General features: G+C 53.8%; 16 protein-coding genes and 5 pseudogenes. 14 read left to right on the top strand and 7 right to left on the bottom strand.

The window, feature by feature from the left end:
* The first annotated feature begins 110 nt into the window (after positions 1-110).
* The 3 genes from CES87_RS05995 to CES87_RS05985 all read left to right on the top strand — a co-directional run bounded on the left by CES87_RS05995 (position 111) and on the right by CES87_RS05985 (position 2,446).
* Positions 111-422: a response regulator gene (locus CES87_RS05995; protein ID WP_218196245.1), complete on the top strand. Its 312-nt coding sequence runs from the start codon at positions 111-113 to the stop codon at positions 420-422.
* Between the two features lie 93 nt (positions 423-515).
* Entirely contained in the window at positions 516-1,334 is an 819-nt protein-coding gene (locus CES87_RS34150; protein ID WP_371858176.1) for a chemotaxis protein CheB, read from the top strand.
* Between the two features lie 923 nt (positions 1,335-2,257).
* On the top strand, positions 2,258-2,446 hold the full coding sequence (locus CES87_RS05985) for an AbrB/MazE/SpoVT family DNA-binding domain-containing protein (RefSeq protein ID WP_128605353.1): 189 nt from the start codon (positions 2,258-2,260) through the stop codon (positions 2,444-2,446).
* A 396-nt stretch (positions 2,447-2,842) separates the two neighbouring features.
* Here the strand turns inward: CES87_RS05985 and CES87_RS05980 are convergent, their stop codons facing one another.
* Positions 2,843-3,289 (bottom strand): MarR family winged helix-turn-helix transcriptional regulator, encoded by a 447-nt coding sequence (locus CES87_RS05980; protein ID WP_128605351.1) that lies wholly within the window; start codon positions 3,287-3,289, stop codon positions 2,843-2,845.
* 82 nt (positions 3,290-3,371) lie between these two features.
* Between CES87_RS05980 and CES87_RS05975 the strand changes: the two genes are divergently transcribed.
* Positions 3,372-4,538 carry a PLP-dependent aminotransferase family protein gene (locus tag CES87_RS05975; protein ID WP_128605350.1) on the top strand — a complete coding sequence of 389 codons (1,167 nt, stop codon included), beginning with the start codon at positions 3,372-3,374 and terminating at the stop codon, positions 4,536-4,538.
* Positions 4,539-4,916: 378 nt separating this feature from the next.
* Here the strand turns inward: CES87_RS05975 and CES87_RS05965 are convergent.
* Positions 4,917-5,512, bottom strand: a pseudogene (locus CES87_RS05965) (class I SAM-dependent methyltransferase).
* Between the two features lie 681 nt (positions 5,513-6,193).
* Here CES87_RS05965 and CES87_RS05960 point away from each other — a divergent pair.
* The gene (locus CES87_RS05960) at positions 6,194-6,508 is read left to right on the top strand and encodes a DUF3597 domain-containing protein (RefSeq protein ID WP_128605347.1); all 315 of its coding nucleotides are present in this window, start codon (positions 6,194-6,196) and stop codon (positions 6,506-6,508) included.
* A gap of 262 nt (positions 6,509-6,770) precedes the next feature.
* Positions 6,771-7,190, top strand: coding sequence for a VOC family protein (locus CES87_RS05955; protein WP_256590836.1), 420 nt, complete (start codon positions 6,771-6,773; stop codon positions 7,188-7,190).
* Between the two features lie 148 nt (positions 7,191-7,338).
* On the opposite strand, the gene CES87_RS05950 is transcribed toward CES87_RS05955, so the two are convergent.
* The 4 genes and pseudogenes from CES87_RS05950 to CES87_RS34145 form a co-directional block, all read right to left on the bottom strand.
* Positions 7,339-7,827 (bottom strand): N-acetyltransferase, encoded by a 489-nt coding sequence (locus tag CES87_RS05950; protein WP_128605346.1) that lies wholly within the window; start codon positions 7,825-7,827, stop codon positions 7,339-7,341.
* Between the two features lie 38 nt (positions 7,828-7,865).
* Positions 7,866-9,313, bottom strand: a pseudogene (locus tag CES87_RS05945) (sensor histidine kinase).
* An 880-nt stretch (positions 9,314-10,193) separates the two neighbouring features.
* Complete coding sequence (locus CES87_RS05940; protein WP_128605344.1) at positions 10,194-10,634, bottom strand: hypothetical protein; 441 nt, start codon at positions 10,632-10,634, stop codon at positions 10,194-10,196.
* A 139-nt stretch (positions 10,635-10,773) separates the two neighbouring features.
* Positions 10,774-10,902, bottom strand: a complete 129-nt coding sequence (locus tag CES87_RS34145) for a DUF1652 domain-containing protein (RefSeq protein ID WP_128605342.1) — start codon at positions 10,900-10,902, stop codon at positions 10,774-10,776.
* Between the two features lie 375 nt (positions 10,903-11,277).
* Between CES87_RS34145 and CES87_RS32925 the strand changes: the two genes are divergently transcribed.
* On the top strand, positions 11,278-11,571 hold the full coding sequence (locus CES87_RS32925) for a hypothetical protein (protein WP_128605392.1): 294 nt from the start codon (positions 11,278-11,280) through the stop codon (positions 11,569-11,571).
* Positions 11,572-11,668: 97 nt separating this feature from the next.
* On the top strand, positions 11,669-11,890 hold the full coding sequence (locus CES87_RS05925; protein WP_128605341.1) for a hypothetical protein: 222 nt from the start codon (positions 11,669-11,671) through the stop codon (positions 11,888-11,890).
* A 1,040-nt stretch (positions 11,891-12,930) separates the two neighbouring features.
* On the opposite strand, the gene galE is transcribed toward CES87_RS05925, so the two are convergent.
* Complete coding sequence (gene galE / locus CES87_RS05920; protein WP_128605340.1) at positions 12,931-13,959, bottom strand: UDP-glucose 4-epimerase GalE; 1,029 nt, start codon at positions 13,957-13,959, stop codon at positions 12,931-12,933.
* A 281-nt stretch (positions 13,960-14,240) separates the two neighbouring features.
* Between galE and CES87_RS05915 the strand changes: the two are divergent.
* The 6 genes and pseudogenes from CES87_RS05915 to CES87_RS05880 all read left to right on the top strand — a co-directional run bounded on the left by CES87_RS05915 (position 14,241) and on the right by CES87_RS05880 (position 21,398).
* Positions 14,241-15,415 (top strand): annotated as a pseudogene (locus CES87_RS05915) (glycosyltransferase family 1 protein).
* Entirely contained in the window at positions 15,403-16,647 is a 1,245-nt protein-coding gene (glf, locus tag CES87_RS05910; RefSeq protein ID WP_128605391.1) for a UDP-galactopyranose mutase, read from the top strand. Before CES87_RS05915 ends, glf begins: the two are co-directional and overlap by 13 nt.
* A pseudogene (locus CES87_RS05905) lies at positions 16,644-17,800 on the top strand (beta-glucosidase). The gene glf and the pseudogene CES87_RS05905 overlap by 4 nt, the downstream one beginning before the upstream one ends.
* A pseudogene (locus CES87_RS05900) lies at positions 17,790-19,556 on the top strand (ABC transporter ATP-binding protein). The pseudogenes CES87_RS05905 and CES87_RS05900 overlap by 11 nt, the downstream one beginning before the upstream one ends.
* Positions 19,557-20,139: 583 nt before the next feature.
* Positions 20,140-20,337, top strand: a complete 198-nt coding sequence (locus tag CES87_RS05895; protein WP_322784173.1) for a hypothetical protein — start codon at positions 20,140-20,142, stop codon at positions 20,335-20,337.
* 821 nt (positions 20,338-21,158) lie between these two features.
* Positions 21,159-21,398 (top strand): DUF1652 domain-containing protein, encoded by a 240-nt coding sequence (locus tag CES87_RS05880; protein WP_128605337.1) that lies wholly within the window; start codon positions 21,159-21,161, stop codon positions 21,396-21,398.
* Positions 21,399-21,775 lie beyond the last annotated feature (377 nt).

Genomic DNA, 21,775 nt, shown 5'->3' with positions numbered 1-21,775 from the left:
GACGCCGAGGTGGACCGTAGCTTTGCATCGAGCGGTGTGGTCTGCACCATCGTGGTTCCCTTCACCTCGGAACTCGGAGAGCTTCGCTCGACAAGACAAGGGGAAAAATAATGGCTACTCAACGAATCGCAGAAGGCCGCCGGGTGCTTGTCGTTGAAGACGAGATGACCATAGCGCTGATGGTTGAAGAGATGCTGCTTGACCTCGGAGCCGAGGTCATTGGTCCTGAGTCCCGCCTGGACGCAGCCTTGCGGCTGGCCAGCGAAGCGTCCCTTGATGCCGCGATCTTGGACGTCAACATCCGAGGCGGGAACTCCTACCCCGTCGCGGACATTCTGGCCAAGCGGGAATTCCATTCATTTTCTGCAGCGGATATAACGACTGGGCGCTCGAAGAGCGGCATCGCGACCGCCCGCGTTTAATGAAGCCTTACAGCTTGAAAGAGCTTGAGGATCAGGTGAGTAAATTGTTGGGCGCGCTGTCTAACTGATAGGACAGACACGGGCGAACGGTGTGTGTGCCCCAACCAACTTGCGTTCGCACTCTACTGGTGGAGGTCATATGGCCCGGCGCGAGATCATAGCAATCGGAGGTTCGGCGGCTCGATCGCGGTGATCCGGCACATCTGCCGCACGTTGCCAGCGGACCTGCATGTTTCTGTCCTTGTTGCGGTTCATGTTGGAGCCGGTGACCAAAATCTCCTCGCTGGCATTTTGGACACCAATGGACCGCTCCCAGCAAGCACTGCGGTCGATGGAGAACCGCTCCAGAAATCGCGTATCTATGTGGCCCCCGCAGATCATCACCTTTTGGTCGATGGACAAGTTGTCCGATTGGGTCGGGGGCCGCGGGAGAACATGGCGCGGCCTGCGATTGATCCTTTATTTCGGTCGGTCGGGATCAGCGCTGGACCCATGGCGATTGGCGTTTTGCTTTCGGGGATGCTCAATGATGGAGCTTCGGGGTTGGCCGATCTTAAGCGTTGCGGAGGAGTAACGGTCGTTCAGAACCCACTCGATGCCATCGAAAGCGAGATGCCCCAAACGGCCCTGCTTGCAGTCGACATTGATTATCGTGCGCCTGCCAATGATCTCGGCGCTCTGCTGAGCCGCCTCGTGCGAGAAGAGCCAGGCCCGATTCTAACTCCGCCTGCAAGCGTCGCGCTTGAAGTGGCAATCGCAATGGGACGGCCCTCGGACAGCGCCACCATCGCCGAAATAGCAGACCCGGTGCCGTTAATTGTCCTGGCTGCGGAGGGACATTGTCGCAGATCAGACGCTCGCCGCTGCGCTTTCGCTGTCAGGTGGGACATGGCTATACTGCTGAGGCCTTAGCTCACGAGCATGAAGGTTCTATTGACGAGGCCTTTCGCATAGCCCTGCGGGTCATCGTAGAACGGGCCGTTCTTATGGAAAAGATGGCGCATGACGCGCTTCAGGCTGGAAGAACCGCCGCCGAAGCTATTTTCAAGGATCGGGCTCAGGAGTATAGGCACTCGGCAGCGGTGCTTATGGACGCTGCGCTTAAACGATAACGGACCCGGCAAGGTTCAACATCAATCCGAAGTTGCGAATCTCAACACGGGCATCTTCCTTGAACTTAAAGGGGGCATCGATGTTGGTTCTTCAATGAAGACAAGCCCTTCAATTATCAGCAAATCACTTTGGATGCACTGAACGCGATAAACCAAGCATAAATCTGCTTCGCAACCACTGCCGACATTGCGCATTCTTAGCTCGGTGTACGGCTTGATACGATTTGATCAAAACCGGCGTTATAAGAATGGAGATCCAAACGATTTCATGGTTGCGGTATCCGCCCTCCCAGTTGCCCATGCGCTTTTTACAGAAAGGAAATTTGCAACCCTCTTGTCCGACAAGCGAATTGGGTTGGGCAGGTTTCTGGATTGCAACCTGGTGAGTGGTTTCGAGGAAATGTCGCAATATCTCAAAGAGCAGATTTAATCAAAGAAAAGGGGCGCCTCTTTCGGCCACTCAAAACCGGACTGAAAATCGCGCTTCTACGCGAAATCCACATCTGCTGACGTGCCGATAATTTTCAGATTTAACGAGACGCGCACACTTCAATTTTGGTGAAGCGTTTTTACACACTCTGGGCCGTTTTCTGCCCTTCGCAACAGATGCAGTCGGCCAGAAGAAGCCCTCAGCGGTCAGCGGTCAGCATCACGCTTCAACTTTGCGAAGACATTGCGAGCATAATGAATCGTCTCCGCCAAGACCAAAGTGTGAGTAACATCATGACCGAAGCCCAACGCTGGACAGTGAAATGCCAAGATCCTGCGGATGGAAGTGGCGACGTCATCATTGATTTGCCGCCTGAGCTACTCGCTAGTTTAGGACTGAGCATCGGTGACGTATTGACGATTGAAGTGATCGACGGCGCGATAGTCCTGACGCCGAAGTCGAGCGACTCAGCTACGCCCTGAGTCGAGCCCGCGCGCTCCGCCGAATCTTCAAGCGGGCATAAGCGAACGGCACATCTTAGCGGCGGCGATGGGCATGAGTTGCTGGCGGCGACAGACCGTATTGGGTCGGGTGCGCCCCTTGGTGACAGGCAGAAATCGGCCGATTCTGTTTAAAAAGTCGGTTTCCCCAAAATGCTCGAATACTGGTGGGTGAAAACACCTCTTTTGCACGCTGCTACGTAAAATCTGAGTCCGGAAAGCCTCTGCTGAAAGCAAGGATTTCAATCTCAGACGCGTACTTTTCTGCCGTGGAAACCAAGCCGGACTTTTTCAACAGAATCGGCCAGAAGCTGCCGTTGAGCCGGTCAAGTTATAGGTATTGCGCAGTCGTAGTGACGCTTAGCCTTGGAACTAGCGTTACTCGGCTGGCACTCGGTTTTTCCCCAGTGCCAGATTTACTTCCAGCCACCCATTCACCGCTGCCTCCCCAGCCTCGGCAAACACCCGCTCCAGCAATTTAACCTGCTCGCGCCGCAATGACTGTTCGAAGCGCGCGCCATCATCCGTCAGTTCCAGCAGCCGTTTGCGCCTGTCAGTCTCCGACGCGACGCTATTCACCAGGTGCATTTCCAGCAACTGACGTAGGGGAATGTTCAGCGCCTGCTTGCTCACGCCGAGCAGCGCCAGCAATTCCTTAACGCTCAGGCGTGGGTAACGGGCGACGAAAAACACGATCCGTTGATGTACACGGCTCAAGCCTCGGCGTTCAAGCATCTCGTCCGCCTTGGCGGTAAAGGCCTGGTAGCCGAAGAAGAACGCTTCCATGGCCTGTTGCTGTGTGCCGGTATTTTTAAGGTCAAGCATGTTGACGTTTCCACAGCGATTATCGTAATTTCGGTCAAGTAGTTTGACTCATTCTCCCTCAGACTCGCTACTGGTGACCCCCATGGCATTTTCCGAACGCGTCTCGCGTCTTAAAAGTTCTTTGATCCGTGAAATTCTCGCCGCCGCCCAACGCCCGGAAGTGATGTCGTTCGCTGGCGGATTGCCGGCCGAAGCCATGCTGCCCAAAGTAGAGTGGGCGGACATGCCAGTGTCCATGGGCCAATACGGCATGAGCGAAGGTGAGCCGGCGCTCCGTGAGGCGTTGGCTGCAGAGGCGCGCGCGTTAAGTGTGCCCTGCGAGGCGAATCAGGTGCTGGTGGTGAGCGGTTCTCAGCAAACCCTAGACCTGGCGGCCAAGCTGTACATCGACAAAGGCACGGAGATACTATTGGAAGCGCCAACCTACCTGGCGGCATTGCAGATCTTTCAATTGTTCGGCGCTGACTGCATAACAGTTCCGCAGGAGGTAGACGGCCCTGACCTGACGCAACTGCGTGTGCGGCTGGAAAAACACAAACCCGCGTTCATCTATTTGATCCCCACTTTCCAGAACCCTTCGGCCGTGCGTTACAGCGAAGCCAAGCGCGATGCCGTGGCAGCGTTACTTGATGAGTTTGAAGTGACGTTGATCGAGGATGAGCCATATCGCGAGTTGACCTTCGATAGCGACAACGCAACGCCAATCGTCAGCCGGTTGAAGAGGGCTAGTTGGATCTACACCGGCACCGTGTCAAAAACACTGCTGCCGGGACTGCGAGTCGGCTTCCTGATTGCCAGTGCGGACTTGTTCCCGCACTTGCTGAAACTCAAACAATCGGCCGACCTGCACACCAATCGGGCTGGTCAGTGGCAGGCGCTGCAATGGATAGGCACCGACAAATTCCAGCACCACCTGAGCGAGTTGCGGGACTTTTACCGGGTTCGTCGAGACGCATTTCAAACTGCATTGGAAGCGCACTTTTCCGATCTGGCGGATTGGAGCGTGCCGCAGGGCGGGCTGTTTTTCTGGCTGAAGCTGAAGCAGCCGCTGGATACCCGCACACTGCTGAATGCTGCGCTGGCGGCGGATGTAGCGTTCATGCCAGGTGAACCGTTCTTCCCCGAACCGGACAATAATCTGGGGTATGTGCGCCTGAACTTCAGCCACATCGACCCTGCACGGCTGGACGAAGGTCTCAAGCGGCTGGCAGCAGTGGTGAGTCATGCCCAGGCGGCACAAGCAGCGTGAGGTTGCTTGAGAGACATGTAATCGCCACAAAAGACGACCTTAACAATTCGTTCTCCTGCAACGCCGGCGTGACCGCGCGGGTCAATTTCAGAGATGTTGTGAAGTCCGGGAAGTAGTCTGGAAGACTGGCCGCAATGGCTCGATTTCGGTCAGTCGGGACAGACCGAAATCGGCCGATTCTGTTGAAAAAGTCTGTTCGCACAAACGGCCTGGTCATTGATTGGTTAAAACGCCTTTTTTGCACACTGCTACGTGAAATCTGAGTCGAGCCTCTGCCGAAAGTAAAGATTTCATTCTCGGACGCATGCTTTTCTGCTGCGGAAACCATGGTCGACTTTTTCAACAGAATCGGCCAGGAGCTGACACTCAGATCGCCGTTCAGACCGTTTTACACGTTAACCAGGCGCCCCAGAACAGGCTGCTGAAAAACGGGTAGCGTCCCCAAAACCCGCATCATGCAAAAGCCTCTGAACAGCCGCCTCAGAATGTGGAGGGTCAGCGCCTTGAAGAATTTTCCCAAGTTTGACTTTCACTTCATCCGGAGTGGCTCCGTGCTGCCGCCAACGTTGCCCCCAGGCGGCGAGGAGCAACGGCTGGCTGGCATAGGCATATTGATTGCCGGCGACAATCAGCGGAGCCCCCGGTTTCAGACGAGCCCGAATGGATCGCAGAATTTCTCCCTTGGCATCATCCCCATCGAGATGATGGAGTACACCGATCAAAGTGGCTGCGTCGTAGGACTCATCTGCGGCCAAGTCTTCAACGTGCCCAAGGTGCACGTCCGTTCTTTCAAGCACGTTATTTACGGCTAACTGCTGTTTCGCGGTTTCCAGCATCGGTTCAGATGGATCAACGGCGATGAAGCGCCAGCCCGGCTCAAGCTTGGCCATCGCTATGATCTCCTGCGCCGTACCGCCAGCGCCGACTACCAGTATTTTTGCCGAGCGCATATTTCCAAGGCTTGCCGCGAGCATGCACGCCACCAAGTCCTGACAGGCGTCATAACCTGCCAGTGCAATACGGCTCTGTCGTCCGTATTCACTGGCCCGAGCATTATCAAACTTTTCAGCTGAGTTAAGTGGTGATTTCAAGGCGGTTCTCCATGTCCTTGAATCAAGTTAGGTCATAAAGAGCGATAATAAAAATTCATTAATTTTATGCACTGCATTCCTATTAGGAATGCCAAGGCGCTCAGGTTTCGTCCAAGCGACAGCCAGCTTCACGCCCTGAGGAAGTCAGTCAACCTAAATCGAGGTTCTTGAGGAGCGGTGAACCACGCTTCCTCAAGGCATTCAAATAGGTGGTTTCATTGTAGGGCGTACTTTTCTGCCGTGGAAACCAAGCCGGACTTTTTCAACAGTATCGGTCGTTCTCTGCCGGTCATTACCACGAATTTTGCTGGTCAAATCCGATGCAAATGACTGGTTAGGTCGAATGCAAATGGGTGGGCAAGTCCGTGCAATCGCGCAGCTGGGAAGAGCGATAAAACTTTATCGGAAGGCCGAGGGTCATCCATAGGTATCCAATGCCCATCAGGGCGTTGGCAGCTAAATCCTAGGAGTACTCTCATGAGCTTGTTCCGCACGATATTGGAAAACTTGGGTTAGCTAATCACGCAGCCCCGTCAGCTGAGGCTGCTCCGTCTGCTCCCGTCAATGGCGCACCCCGGCTCACCCCAGACGGCACCTTCCACTTCTACAGCTGCGATTAGCGAAGTAGATGTAGCCTCAAAACTGGAAACGTTGGCCTGCCAGGAGGGAGAGCAATTGAATTGGCGTATGTCGATTGTAGATTTACTCAAACTCTTGAACATCGACAGTAGTTTGTCCGCTCGAAAAAAGCTTGCTGCTGAATTGCACTACACAGGTTCCACTGAGGATTCTGCAGCGATGAACGTCTGGCTCTATTCCGCAGTCATGAAAAAGCTGGCAGACAACGGCGCTAAGGTTCCTGCGGATTCGCTGGAATAGATTTCCGGGAAGCCTTGCATTGTGCACCTGCCTAGTCGATGAGTCCGTACACGGCAGAACGTGCCCATCATCCCCTCATTCGATCGAGAAACATCCTGACCTCCAGCCATCCTTAGCTAACTCCGCGCATGTGCGTGGGTTACCGCCTTCTCCGGCATAGCTACAGCAGTGATTTGGTAAGTGCGCGTATGTGCAGACGGGAGGCCGACTGGTGCGCCAAAGCGAGAACTGACACAGGCTGGGGAATGGAGCTCACTGTGTATTGGAATACCACTTCGAGGACGAAATCATGCTCAGCTATTTATTCATAGGTGCCAATGATGTGGAAGAATCCGCTCGTTTCTACGACGCTATTCTTTCGCCACTCGGATATGCAAAGGAGCGCTCCGAAGGGCATTGCTGCTTCTCGCTACCCGATGCGGTAGACAAGTCCAATGGGCCTGGAAGCATCCACATCGCCAAGCCCTTCAATGGCCAACCCGCGTCTGCTGGCAACGGCGTCATGCCGGCTTTTCAGGCAAGGTCTCGGAGTAAGGTAGAAGAGGTACATGCGGCTGGCCTTGCCCATGGTGGGCAGGAGGAGGGTAACCCGGGTATCAGAGAGGCCTACACCGATGACTTCTATGTCGCGTACCTTCGCGATCCGGTGGGAAACAAGATCGCCGTATTTTACAAAGGCTGAACTGGCACCTCGATCAAAACAAGAATAGCTAGACTACCGCATGACGAAGCGCGACATAGGAGGGGAGCGCTTTCGATGGAAGAAAATCCAATAGTGTCCCTTCTTACCGCACTGACTTTACCGTCCGTTCCTGGTCTCAAGGTGAGTATTATGGTCGGCCCACTCTGCTGCGGGTCATATGGATGAGTGCTGATCTACGACTATCCTGAGAAATTCTCTCTTCGACAGCGAAGGGCAAGAAACCTAGTTTTGGGTAAAGCAGCAGGCCTGCTGTATTTTCATTGAAGCAGGAGATCCGCACCTCTGTGGCGTCATAGCGGTCGAACGCCAGAGCTGTCTTCGTCTCCACGATGAAGGTCGCCACACCTTTACCTCGTGCCTCTTGGGCAGCGATGACATTGCCGATACAGCAAACTCCACCCGTTTCAGCCCGATAAAAGTTAGCAAAGCCGACGACGCTATTCCCCGTCTCGACAACCGTCGAGTCGAATCGTTGAGCGATAGCGTTGGACAGCTGAGTTTCAGTCAGAGGGTATTGAGCTTTCGGGAACATATAGAACAGTTCCTGAGCGTTCAGGGGAAAGCTACAGATAGATTTGATGTCATCAGCCTTCACTAGCCTGTGTTGCGATATCATCGCGCGTCCATGAGGTCTATGCATCCGGCATTCTAGCCTCACCAAGGTTTGCTCAAACACCTGAAACGCAAGTGCACTGATGTTCCCTGCTGCTCGTTGCTGGTGAGGCTGGCTTCTCCACCAAAACTTTCCATGATCTGCTTCACCATGATCAATCCGATGCCTAACCTGCCATGCCTATTGGTGTAGAAGGATTTGAAAGCCATCATTTCTTGCTGCCGTAACGCTGCCCTCCCGGTGTCGCCAATGATCAGATCAAGCCACTGCTGGTCTTCATCTACGCTAGCCTGAATGGTCAGTTTTCCTCCTGCCGGCATCGCCTCCATGGCATTGGAAACGATGCTATTCAGAATCTGAGAAAGCAAAAGCGAATTACTGATTATCCGTGGATGGGTACATTCTTGAACTCGATCTGGATTTTTGACTGGCTCAGTTGTGCACTGAAGCTGTTAAGTGTGGCCAGTATAATTTCCGTCGGCTCGACCAGTTCTGCCACTCCTCGGATCGGACTCAAACACAGGAGCAATTCATTCACCCACCGCGACATCCGATCTACTTGAGTGACAATATCATCGATGTTTTTCTTCGCGGGTTGGCCATCCATGTCTTTCGCCAGTTCTGCACTTGAGCGGATGCAGGCGAGCGGGTTGCGCATGCAATGAGCGACCGCAGTGGACATTTCGCCTAAGCCAACATACGTCTTGTTGGCAACGAGCTGGGCCTCTTGTGATGCCAGCGAGATCGATGCTCGTCGTGCAATCCAGTAGACCCCGAAATAAAGAGCTAGACCGCCCATTGTGGACAACCAGATGATCCAGTGTCCGCGATTAAGGCGTGCAATCAGGTCGAGCGGCTCCCTATATGTCAACACCGCCAGGATGTTCCCCTGGTCATCCACGAGAGGGATGTAGCTCTCGATGAAAAATATTTTGGGAGAGCGAAAAAATTTCTGTTCTATCCGGTCAGCATCCACTTCGTTGTACTTGGTGGAGACCCGGTCTTTGGCGCTGAATGCCTCCTCAAGCTCATCATTCAGAATTTTCTTTCCGATTAGCTGCGGGTTGGTAGACCAGACCACCGTCCGAAGTGGGGAAAAGATGTTGACCAGGAGCGAGTCGGGCAGGCGCGAAAGGTAATCCAGAAACTCGGAAGTCAAACGTTGCCTGTTTTTCGACATTTCCTCCGACACCGTCCCGTTTTCAGTGAGTGCCGCAGTATCGGCGGGCTGCATTCCGGTCAGTCCATGGTGACGAATCTCACCTTTCGCGATGGTCTGGATGAATTGCGCTGACATCAGGGCATCGCGCTCAAGACTTTCCGTTGCCAGGAACCGTGTTGACAAAGAGCCGAGCCCAAAAGCAATCACGCTAATGAGAAGGAAACTGACGATTGAAAACCATCGTAGTAGGTTGAATTGCTTGGTGGGCGCAATCGAATCAGCCGTTCTCCGGCGCAGGCGCTTGAACAATGCAGCGGTTATGAGCATAGCAAATGCCCCGTGCGTGTGCTGCTAAATGCTGTTGTAGCAGCGTCAACCGCTCAGTGGTGCGTAGAGCGGAGCACAGCATTCTTTATGCCAGAATTTGGAGCTTCCTATTCCTGGTTGCGATGACCGAAATTGAGATTGCGTCGCGCTTGAGGCGGTGCAGTCTGATTCTGTGGCTAATTCGCTGGTAATCGGTTGATCGAGGACATGGGTTAAATACCCCATTTATGGGGAAGCTGACTTGAAAACAGGGAATGACTCATTCACCGCTTGCGGAGAGCCAACCGAGCTGCGAACAGAAGGAAGATCATGCCTGTTGTGCGATCCACGTTAGCGCATAGCTGGTAGGCTTCAGACTTCGTGAGGGCTGAATGGGACGATGTGTTTCTCGGTCAGGCAATGGCTGCGAAGACTTTGGTTCTGGAGGTTGCCCGGTTACTCGGAGACACGCTCTAGCTAATTGAAGAATACGTTGGTACCACTCGTTGTATTGTGCTCAGTGAGACAACACGAATCCCTGATCGTACGGGTGAGTTGGTCGAGTATTGGAGCGACAAACGAGAAAAAGAGGGTGAAACCGGTTTAACTGTCAACTGGAGGAACAATACCTCCGAGCCTATGCATGTAAGGTGCGGGGCATTAGCAGACGGCGGAAGGGCCGTCGTGAACTTCGCTGAATCGCGTGCTTATATTGCGTGGTTCGACAGGCTGGGATTAGTGCGTTTCTCAATAACCTCATTCTCTCGAACCGCCCGGTTCGGACTTACATGCCGAGTGGTGTGGAAGGAGCGGCCTTTAAGGTCGTCCCCTATGCCGATTTGGCTAAGATGGGAAATCTGAGTTGGACACCTTTCAGCGAAGGGCTTGTTATCGCTGAGAGCTAGCTACAAATGAGACTGACTGCCTTCGCGGCGCGTTTGAGTTGTTGTTTAACCTCGACAGGTATCCGTTGTTTGATTAATCGTTGTTCGAGGAATGATTGATCGCCTTTAGCGTCCACCTGTGCCTCAACAGCGGCGTTCTCCGTTTTTATGGAGTAAGCGTGACTCTCCATGACCGAATCAACATCCGCGTCGCTTGACGCACCTTCGAGAGCACGGATTAGTTTTGCCACTTCCTCTTCTTCAGCTTTAGCGTATGCATCTACGGTCATCCCGGCAGCCAACGCGCGCGCGCGAATTTCCACTTCTTCTAATGTGTGCTTAGCGTCACCACACAAAACGTCTTGATTTTGCTTTTCGACAGCTCTCCATTGGAGTAGTCCATAGGTCGTCGTACCGATTGTCGCAAGGGTGATAACGCCGATCAGGATCCGCTTCATGGCGACTCTCAAATGTCTGAGTAGTGAGGTTTCGATGGAAGGCGCTTCATCTCATTTCGGATAAATCAAGCGTAGCATTTGGCGTCGGTTTAAGTGGCCGTCAACCTCATGTCGCTGATCGTTCAACCTGGGAACTGGATCACTGACTATTCGACGTGTCGTGGAAAAATCGTACCGTCAGAGCGGATCCCGGATCGACTGTGCATTCGCAACGAGTGGGCTGAAAACTTTGTTCTCCTAAGGGACGAATTTCTAAAGTACATAGCATGAAGGCTTGTCTCGGACGGGAGCCTCTGAAAGTGGTGTCCCAGTCTCAAGCCGAACGGTATGGGCTCAGCGAGGTGAGGCGGCGCAAATCCGCAATATTGGAATGGGCTGAAATTTGAGCTGCTGAACGCTCACATCCCTGCGCGCTCGGATTAAAGGCCTTGGTCAAATTGACTGAACCCGCTGCAAAGTCGAATTTCTATTAATTACCTTCACCCATGAGGACAGTGACATGGCATCCCCACGAGAGAATCTATTGGATGGGCTTCGTGATGCTCACGCTTCGTCGGTAACTGTCGTAGCGAACAATGGGCGCCCGACAAAAGAGTGTTCGCGCGGCTATATTCAAACGACGAACAAAAATGTAGAGGCGCGCATGAGACAACGGGGCGAACGATATCGGGCATGGGCAGATCCGGCGCTGCACTGCAGAACGCATGATGAAATGCTCGAAGATGGAACGACCATAGATGTGCAAGTAAGGCTTTCCAGCGCGGGTAGCACTCAAATGTTCATCGGAGTTTACGCAACCAGCGGCATGCACATTTTTGAAGAAATCTGTGATTGCCGCCCTGGCGAATCAATGACTCGGGCCCTCGCTTGGGGAGTTGGGCGCGCTCGTCGTGTGGCAACCGAGGCGGCACTAAACAAAGGCATAGATGAAAAGTAGTCACCTCCTAAACACCTCCTTTACCGATTATCCTCTTCTTCGGACTTCACAGAATCCGCAGGTATCTATCGAGGCATACACCTCAATGGCCTTTGTCATGAACGACCATCGTAAAAGCCAAGCATTGATGGCGTGGGAAAGATTGTTCAACCAAGCCGAAATTCGGATGGACGCCGAAGAGCAGTATGAGGCGCTGCTGCGGCTCGCGGATGATTTTGAAGAAGACGGAATTATCAGCCCTGAAGAACGAAGAGCGCTCATCGAGAAGGCAACGGTTTTATACGCGCAATCTGTTGCGGGTGTAGGCGAGGGCACCTAGCGCCGGAAAACCTTAATTGTCGGAAGCGCACTTCCGACAGGGCTTTTGTAAAAAAATCGAACTACAGCTGTCCACACTGGCTCTCAATAATAGGCCGTCGTCGCCGGACGAGCCGCTCATGCAAACCTCCCGTTGCCCGCGCCATGCGCGGGCTTTTTTTCGGATTTCTGAAGTGGGTACACTGGTCACCCCGCTATTTGAATGGTCAAGAGCCGTTATCTATATGCGCGGAGTCGGGAATTTTAGTAAGGCGAGCAGCACGTGTTTCGACAGACGCTGAGCGTCCCGCTCGAACGAATCCGCCGTGACCATGAACAAACGTGAGAAGTCCGAGGGGTACTCAGCGCTGAAATTTCTTCGAATCGAAATCATGGCAATTCCTCACTTTAAAATGGGAAGAAAATTGCACGCCGGCAGGCGTACGATGAGTTGACTATCTGAAGCAAGTTGACGAGCAAAAATTTGCAAAAGATTACCGCTACAGCATGCCAATGGCCGTGACATGCTCACTATTGAGATAAAAGAGTGCGGTTGTCGTTCAAAATTTTTGAGCCATCCGTAGCAGAGTGTCCTCCATCAACGGGAAGAAAAAGCGGCGTGCGAAACGATCCTCGGGCTGAAGAGCCCTTGTCGATTACCTGTCGCGGCGCAGTTGTTGTCTCAGGTTAATTCTCTCGGGCAGCAAGTGGATGCGTCAGCCTACAACGTCGTGAAATGTGGCGCCTTGGATTTGTGGAGGACAATCGGGCGATCCATTTTCCACTACACAACACATTGGATGGGGGGTACGAAACTTCCTACGACGGTAAGGTTTATCGGGACGCAGACGGAGCGAACCTCGTCTTAAGTCCACCTGGAGTCATCGACAGAAGCGTAGGGCTAACGCTGAAACTGCCTGATGGGCAGCATTTCGAACTGATAGAAACCGGGCGTACCGTCAGCGGTATCACTTACAGCCCAACAGATGATCCAGATATCTATCGGTCATTGATCGACATTGACCAAGTCGCTCAAGAATGCGGCGAGAAACCATCAGTCGATCAACTGTCCAGCTTATCCGTTTCATAACCGTGGGGATTCTGGCATTGCCAACGCCATGCATCTCTCAGCATATCGTCCAGATTTCTGTCTGCGCGCCAACCTAACTCACGCTCTGCCTTACTCGGATCGGCCCAGCATTGAGCGATGTCGCCGCTACGACGTGGACTGTTTTTTAGCGCTATAGGTACTCCTGAAATACGCTCGAATGCACTAACCACTTCAAGCACAGAGTAACCACGACCTGTCCCCAGGTTCCAAATGTGCACGCCCGATTTGCGCTGCAGGTAATCCAGTGCCTTCAGATGCCCTTCGGCCAGATCCATTACGTGAATGTAATCCCGCACACCGGTGCCGTCGGGTGTCGGATAATCGGTACCGAAAACATTTAAATCCTCACGCTCCTTATTAGCCACTTGCAACAAATAAGGCAGTAGATTGTTCGGCGCCGTAGTGGGCGCTTCACCTAGCCGCCCCGAAGGATGCGCGCCGATCGGATTGAAATAGCGCAACAAGCCCACCGACCAGCGCGGGTCTGATCGGGCGATGCTGGTCATGACATTTTCCGCCATTAGTTTGGAATGGCCGTACGGATTGGTGGGTTGCCCGTAGGCGCAAGATTCGTCTATTGGCATCTGTACGCATTCACCATAAACGGTGGCCGAAGAGCTGAATAACAAGGTGTTGACGCCGGCATCGGCCATCGCTTGGCATAAGTTCACGCTGCCGCTGACGTTTGTCTCAAAGTATCGCAATGGCTCGCGCACACTTTCGCCAACGGCTTTCAGCCCGGCGCAGTGGACGACAGCATCAATCGGGTAATCATCGAATATACGTTCCAGGAGCGCGCGATTGCGCATATCTCCTGTGATGAAGCCTGGGCGAATACCTCCCAGTACGGTAATCCGCTCGATGGTTGTGCGCGAGCTGTTGCAGAGATTGTCCAGTATTAAAACGTCGCTGCCATCGCGCAGCAGTTCGACGCAGATATGCGCCCCGATATACCCCGCACCTCCGGTCACCAAGATCATGATGCGCCCTCATCCCAAGCCGAGCAAAATTGCGCCGCTTCCTTTTTATAGGGTCACAGGCGATGAGTAGTTCAGGGAATTTGCACGACCGGTAATGCACTTCATCGACTTGGGATCAAACGTCTTTGAACGGATTTGAGCAACAGCTCCTCCAACACCCTAGAAGCGCGCAGAACGTGGTATCGGATCACCGGGTCGCTCTTCGAAAGCATGAGTTGGTGTTGAAGCCAGGTTGTTACTGCGCTTCGGATTTCTTACCGATAATGACCGAGGGAAAGCACATGAACCTTGTAGAGCAACCCGACTCGCAGTTGACCCCCGCCTTTCTGAACGCTAACAAAAAAGCCGCTCAATCCGTTCGTCCTACGCTGTTATGCCTGTCGCATTTGCGCTGGGGTTTCGTTTATCAAAGACCGCAGCAAGTGATGTCGCGCTTGGCCAAAGACTATGATGTGCTTTTTTTTGAGGAGCCATTGCACGACGACATTGACTACCCTTGGCTGGAGCAGATCCAACCCACGGAGGGTGTGACGGTGCTGGTGCCTCGTCTTCCGGCAGGCCTCGAACAAACCCAAACCATCGCTGCTCAGCGAGAGCTGCTGGATGCATACCTGGCGATGCATGCGCCCTCGCAATTATTGCTCTGGTATTTCACCCCTATGAGTCTGGACTTCACCTCGCACCTTGAAGGACAAGTCACCATCTTTGATTGCATGGATGAACTGTCCGCGTTCAAGGGGGCACCCAAGGAGTTGGTGGAGAAGGAGCAACAATTGATGCATCGGGCTGACGTCGTCTTTACGGGGGCTTCAGCCTCTGGGAGGCCAAGAGCAAGCTCCATGACAACGCGCATGCAGTTCCCAGCAGCGTTGACCTCAACCATTTTGCTGCCGCGCGGCAACCACTGCCGCAGCCGTTGGATCAGGTTGCGATTGCGCACCCCCGTCTTGGATTTTTCGGCGTAATCGATGAGCGTTTTGACGTAGCGCTGGTCAGCGAGGTGGCGCGCCAGCGCCCTGAATGGCAAATTGTTCTGATCGGCCCTGTGGTCAAAATCGATCCGGCAGCTCTGCCACGCTATCCCAACATCCACTACTTGGGTTGTAAGGACTATTCACAGCTGCCTGCTTATCTCGCAGGTTGGGACGTCGCCTTGATGCCCTTCGCCCTCAACGAATCGACGCGCTTCATCAGTCCCACTAAGACTCCCGAATATTTGGCGGGCGGGTGCCCCGTGGTTTCTTCGCCCATCGTTGATGTGGTTCGGGTATATGGCCACGCAGGTGTGGTGGCGATCGCTTCATCGATCGATGAGTTTATTGCCGCCATTCAAGGCAATCTCGATCGCAGTCATGACTCTGCTGCCTTTACCCGGCGTGTCGATGCCGTGCTTGACGGGATGTCATGGGACAAAACCTGCGCCGTTATGAAGGAGCAGATCGAATGCCTCAGATAACATTGGAGACTGCCACTGGCGGTTCATCCCAGGATAGCGACAGCGCTTCGCCTTTCTACGACTACCTGATTGTCGGTGCCGGGTTTGCCGGCAGCGTGTTGGCCGAACGACTAAGCGCAGGGTTAGACAAGCGCGTGCTGCTGATCGACCGTCGCGAGCATATCGGCGGCAACGCCTTTGATCATATGGATGAAGCGGGTGTGTGGGTTCATCGTTATGGCCCACATATCTTTCACACCAACGCCGAGCGCATTGTTCAATACCTTTCGCGATTCACTGAGTGGCGTGCGTACGAGCATCGGGTACTGGCGCAAGTCGATGAGCATTGCGTACCCATTCCTATCAACCTGACTACGCTGAACACGTTGTATGGATTGACCATGACGGAACCGCAAGCAGCTGACTTCCTGGCCAGCCGTGCGCAGCCGGTGGCCACTGTCCGCACGTCGGAAGACGTTGTTGTCAGCCAGGTGGGTCGTGAACTCTACGAAATGTTTTTTCGAGGCTACACCAGAAAACAGTGGGGACTCGATCCGTCAGAGCTCGATAAATCCGTCACCTCTCGTGTGCCGACCCGAACCAACAGTGACGACCGCTACTTTAGCGATACTTTTCAGATGATGCCGCGCGATGGCTATACACGCATGTTCGAGCGCATGCTAGATCACCCACGCATCGACATTCTGCTAGTGACCGATTTCAAGGCTGTGCGTCATTGTGTGCGTTATGGTCACCTGGTCTACAGCGGGCCGATCGATGAGTATTTCGATTACTGCTTTGGCAAACTTCCTTATCGGTCTTTACGATTTCAGCACGAGACAATTAACCAGCCGCAGTTTCAGCCCGTGGCGGTGGTCAATTATCCCGACGAAGCAGTGCCGTATACGCGCATCACCGAATACAAGCATCTCACCGGACAGACACATCCACTGTCCAGCATCAGCTATGAATTTCCCTGTTCGGATGGCGATCCCTATTACCCTGTTCCTCGCCCGGAAAACGCCGAGTTGTACAAACGCTACCGGACACTGGCCGAAAGCACATCGGATGTCACATTTGTTGGCCGGTTAGGGACGTACAAGTATTACAACATGGATCAGGTAGTGGGCCAGGCACTGGCCCTTTACCAACGTATTGCCGAGGCTGCCAGCGACGCACACGTATCGGGCTGGGAAGCCGAGCCGAACAATGGCAGCAGGGTGAAAACTGCAGGCCCGGTTTCGGCGCCATGAAAAGGCAGGATATTTTCGAAAGTTTTTTGCTAGCCGGTTTCGAATGTTCGTCGCACCGACGCAATGATGGCCGGCGCCTCGACTTGTTAAATGCCACAGGCCATGAGCGCTGGGTGACCCGTGATTATCAGCAGATGTCGGCAATGGGCATCCGCAGCATCAGAGATGGACTACGTTGGCATTTGATCGAGACGCGTCCGGGTCATTATGACTGGAGCAGTTTCCTGCCCATGCTGCGCGCCGCGCAGGCCTGTGATCTGCAAGTGATCTGGGATCTTTGCCATTACGGTTACCCTGACGATCTTGATATATGGAGGCCGGCGTTCGTCGAGCGTTTCGCAAAGTTCTGCGCTGCCGTTGCCAGGCTGATCCGAGAGGAGGGGATTGAACATCCATTTTATTCGCCCTCAATGAAATTTCGTTTTGGAGCTGGGCGGGTGGGGCGGTCGGGTATTTCAATCCATCAGTCAAGGGACGTGGACTCGAACTCAAGCATCAGTTGGTACGCGCGAGCATTGCGGCGATAGAGGCCATCCGTGAACAGGTACCGTCAGCACGGTTTATTCAGGGCGAACCATTGATTAACGTCATCGCCGGTTCTCACCGTGTCGACCAGGTCAATGCCGCCGAAAATTACCGACAGTCCCAGTTCGACGCATGGGATCTGCTGACCGGCAGACAGTGGCCGGGGCTGGGCGGACAAGAAACCTACCTGGACATTGTCGGCGTTAATTTCTACCCGCATAACCAATGGTTTCACAACGGCCCGAAAATACCTCGGGGCGCCCGTGACTACCGCCCGTTGGCGGGCATGCTCAGCGAGGTTTACCAGCGTTACGAGCGGCCGATGCTCCTGTCGGAAACCGGTGCCGAAGCTGATGAACGCGTACCGTGGCTTGCTTATATCAGCGACCAGGTCGAGCAGGCGATGCGGCGTGGCGTGCCGATCGAGGGTATCTGTTGGTATCCCATACTCGACTATCCGGGTTGGGATGATGACCGCTATTGTCCCGCCGGACTATTCGGCTATTCCGACGGCGAAGGGCTACGTGCGCCGTGCCATCCGCTGCGTGTGGCCATGCATGTGCTGACGCAACGCTTCAGTAGACCCGGAGCGCAAACTGCATTTGGTACGGATTCCCATGGAACGTGAAGACGTGATCGAAGAGGAGCCGCTAGCCGATCAGCCAGTTGCGTTTCTCTGGCGCTATGTTCGTCGGCGTCCCTGGCATTTCTCCGTGATGCTGTTTCTGGTGGTTGGTGCAGCCAGCTGCGCAGTGGCCGTGCAATACGGCATGAAATTGCTGGTGGATGTGATGACTCTGGGTGACCGGGCCAGCGCTCATCTCTGGTGGCCTTTCAGTCTATTCATCGGTTTGATTGTCCTGGAAAACATCTTCTGGCGGCTAGGCGGCTGGCTGGGATGTCGTACAGTGGTCGCTAGTTGCGCTGATCTGCGTGTAGATCTATTCAGCCATCTCACGGGCCACCCCATGCGCTATTTTTCCCAGCATTTCGCCGGCGCACTGGCTAATAGAATCTCATCGGCGGGTGCGGCGGCAGGTTCGATCTACGGTGGGTTGGCGTGGAAGATTATCCCGCCATGTGTCGATTTCCTCGGTGCAGTGATCGTGCTGTGTACGGTAAGCATCGGCATGGCTGGCGCGTTGATCGCATGCGTGATTGTTGTAGGCCTGATGATTACCTTTTTTGGTATCCGTGGGCGCGCGCGGCATATCGACTTTGCTTCGCAATCGGCGCGGGTCGGGGAGAGATTGTCGATTTGGTCTCCAACGTCTGGACGATCAAGGCATTCTCCGCTCGTAACCGGGAGCGTCAGAGGCTTGAGCGCGCCATCGGCGTCGAAGCTAGAGCCCAGCGTCGCAGCTGGATCTATCTGGAAAAGCCCGTCTGTTGCACGATATTTTCTATCATTCATGGCTGGCGGCATGCTCATCTGGGCGATTAGCCTCTGGCGCGACACAGGCATCACCGCCGGTGATGTGGTGATGATCAGCGCACTTACTTTCCGCATTTTGCATGGCTCTCGGGATCTGGCACTGGCGCTGGTCGACACCTCGCAGCAACTAGGGGATATCGCCGAGACATTACGCATCATCGTTCAGCCTCATGCCTTGTCCGACACGCCGGAAGAAATGCAGGCCCCGCGCGGGAGTATCAAATTCATCGATGTCAGTTACAGCTATTCCGATGGCCGCGACGTGTTCAAGCACTTGTTTCTGGACATCCCGGCGGGCCAAACCGTTGGGGTGGTCGGAGCATCCGGCGCAGGCAAATCGACATTGATCCATTTGCTGCAACGCCTGGATGATGTGCGCAGTGGAATCATCCTGATTGACGACCGCGACATTCGCTCGGTCAGCCAGGACAGCCTCCGACGGCAAATTGCCGTCGTTCCGCAGGAAGCGGCGCTGTTCAATCGCAGCATTTTCGAGAACATCGCCTATGGTCAACCACAAGCCGCTGACCACGATGTCTTCGGCGCAGCCCGGCAAGCCTATTGCGATGTGTTTATTCGTGCCTTGCCCCATGGATACGGAACATTGATTGGTGAGCGTGGCGCGCGGCTTTCCGGTGGTCAGCGTCAACGTCTCGGCCTGGCTCGGGCCTTTCTTAAAAACGCACCGATTCTGGTGTTGGACGAAGCGACGTCAGCGCTGGATTCCCAAACAGAGTCGGTCATCCGGACTGCATTGACGGCATTGATGCGCGGGCGGACGGTGGTCGCGATTGCTCACCGTCTTTCAACCGTGGTGAGTTTTGACCGCATCATCGTTCTTCACGAAGGGCAGATCGTCGAGGACGGTATTCCTGAAGATTTACTCAAGCGCGATGGGCCGTTCAAGACGTTATGGCAAGCGCAGGCGTTGGCATCTCATAGCTCGTAAAAAAACGGAGGTCGAGTCCCACAGCGCGGGTCGTCACGTGCAACGTACCTGCCAGGGTAGGGCTGTGCGAATAGCGCGACGCTGTCTCGATCAAGACTTGCCATGCCACGACATCATCGTCGATTGTCTCCAAGCACATCTGACGCTTAGCTAGAAAGTGAAAGATCCGCCACCCTCCACCGGTGCCTGTTACGAAGCGGGCTTGCTTTGGGTTAGAAAGAACTGGTTGTGAATGCTTCAGCACGCTCCTTGACGAGTATTATTTAATGGCGAGACTGAATGAGCACTTGCCCTTCGGATGTCCCACCAAAAGTTTGACACTCGAGTTGCCCATATCCTTGAATGCGGCTTATCCCGCCGCCATAAGCACCGCGAGAGTCAAATTGATGAACTCTTCGTTCCTGCTGATGGTCACTAATGCACCACGAACGTTCTGTGCAACGTTAGCTGATCCGCGCTTTTTTCAGCTGCGCTTCTACAAAAGATGCGAACCGTTCCTAGGGCTCGTGTTGGTTATCGGAAAAATGAAGATCGCTTACTGCGATGCCGTGTAGCCGCGAATAGTAAGGTTTCAGGAGAGGGCATGAAGATGATTTCGAGATTTGTAATTGTGCCTGCAATCCCTACAGAAACAGGATCCATGCGTGACGGATCGCGCTTCTACTCTCAGACCGCTCCGATAGGCTTCAACCTCTACGATAATGAGGAAAAGCATCGCCTTAAGACTACCTATCAAAACAGAGAAGAAGCCGAGGCTGAGTGTCAGCGGCTTAACCTGTAGCGCCTTCAAAACGTACTTCGGAGCAGTAGTCCATGACTGCGCTATAGGCATTCAGCAGTCTTACAAAGTTATCCGGCGCCTGGCATTGCTGAACCAGTGGATCGTAGGCCCAGCGCACGACCTACGCCAATCTGACGTGGATGTTCAGCGTTCAGGAGCGAACAAACATCGTCTGCCTCCACCCTGACCTTGAACACACCATGCTTGCTAGCTGAGCCACCCTCAACGAGATCTACAACCCGATATTGCTTAATGCCATCGTCCCGTCTGGTGGTCTCGATGACCCTGAATCTTGCGTGCATGGTGCATTCCCTGCAAAAAATTAGTGTCCTAGGAGTACCGGTATGACTTCATGATTTCAACAATTATGCAGGGCTGAGCTGCGACAATTTATGACAGCGCGTCGTGACTTCCATCCCCCCACCCGGTGAGCAACAGGCGCAGTGATCGTTGTCATGATCACCTATCCAGCTGATCAGATAACACTTGCCGCCCGACTCAATGATGTAGCGTTCACCGAGGCCGAATGAGGCGAATGTCTTTCGAGCCTCGTCGAGCAACTCTGAGCGACGCGATCAATAAACACGCAGGGGACTGTATCTACTAAGATTGCTCGCACTTCTTCACGACCGATGTCCTGCACCATTGCACCCACACCATCAAACTGGGGAGATGCAGTACACAAAGCAAGAGGATCTACTGCGACAGCTCGATGCCAGGGGTAGGGGAAACAATTGGTCGTGAATCAGCTTCGGTGCGTTTCTTGACTACTTGGTTTCATAGTCAAGAATGAGAAGAAATTTCTCATTCGGACGAACCTTATGATTTCCGCTCTTGAGCTCCGACATATTATTGAGAGCGCGTTATTACCTCGCTCCTGCACGTGCTCCGTGAACCCCAAAGGGTCAATTTTGATCAAGATGGTTGAGCCTGTTTCTGGCCGTGTAGAACTGTTTGTCCCCGACGTGTTGGCATCGGATCTCACGTCTAGTCGGGCAATTTCAAATTTGATCGGCAGACTCAGGATTGAAATGGCGGCGCGCAAAACGAGCTGTGCGTAAGTGCCATGGCAAATGATGGACTCGGAGCATCAGAGCTAACAGGTCAACAAGGGTCGGCGCATGAGGGGGAGCAGGTCAAGACCTAACTAATGGTAGTCCTGTCCCCGATGTAAGATATCCCAGACGTCAGCGTAACAAGAGTCCTGCAGCTCGTGCTCGCAAAGCCATCACGAGATTCGCTGGCAGCTTTTTAATTTCGTCAGAGCAGATCGCTAGGTCGCCTCGAAATTCTTTCGATTCAGCATCGTATTTTGAAATGTCAGCGATCGCAAAGCTGTATCGGCCCAGGTAGGCCGCAGACAAATCATCTGCCAACGCCTAGCAGGCTCTCCGGCTAACGCCAGACACGATTGCGCAATTTCAGTTATTCGTTCACT

Source organism: Pseudomonas sp. ERMR1:02 (genome assembly GCF_002277815.1).
Lineage (GTDB): Bacteria > Pseudomonadota > Gammaproteobacteria > Pseudomonadales > Pseudomonadaceae > Aquipseudomonas.
The sequence above is the reverse complement of the archived record's forward strand: the minus strand, read 5'-3'. Positions and strand labels throughout refer to the sequence as shown.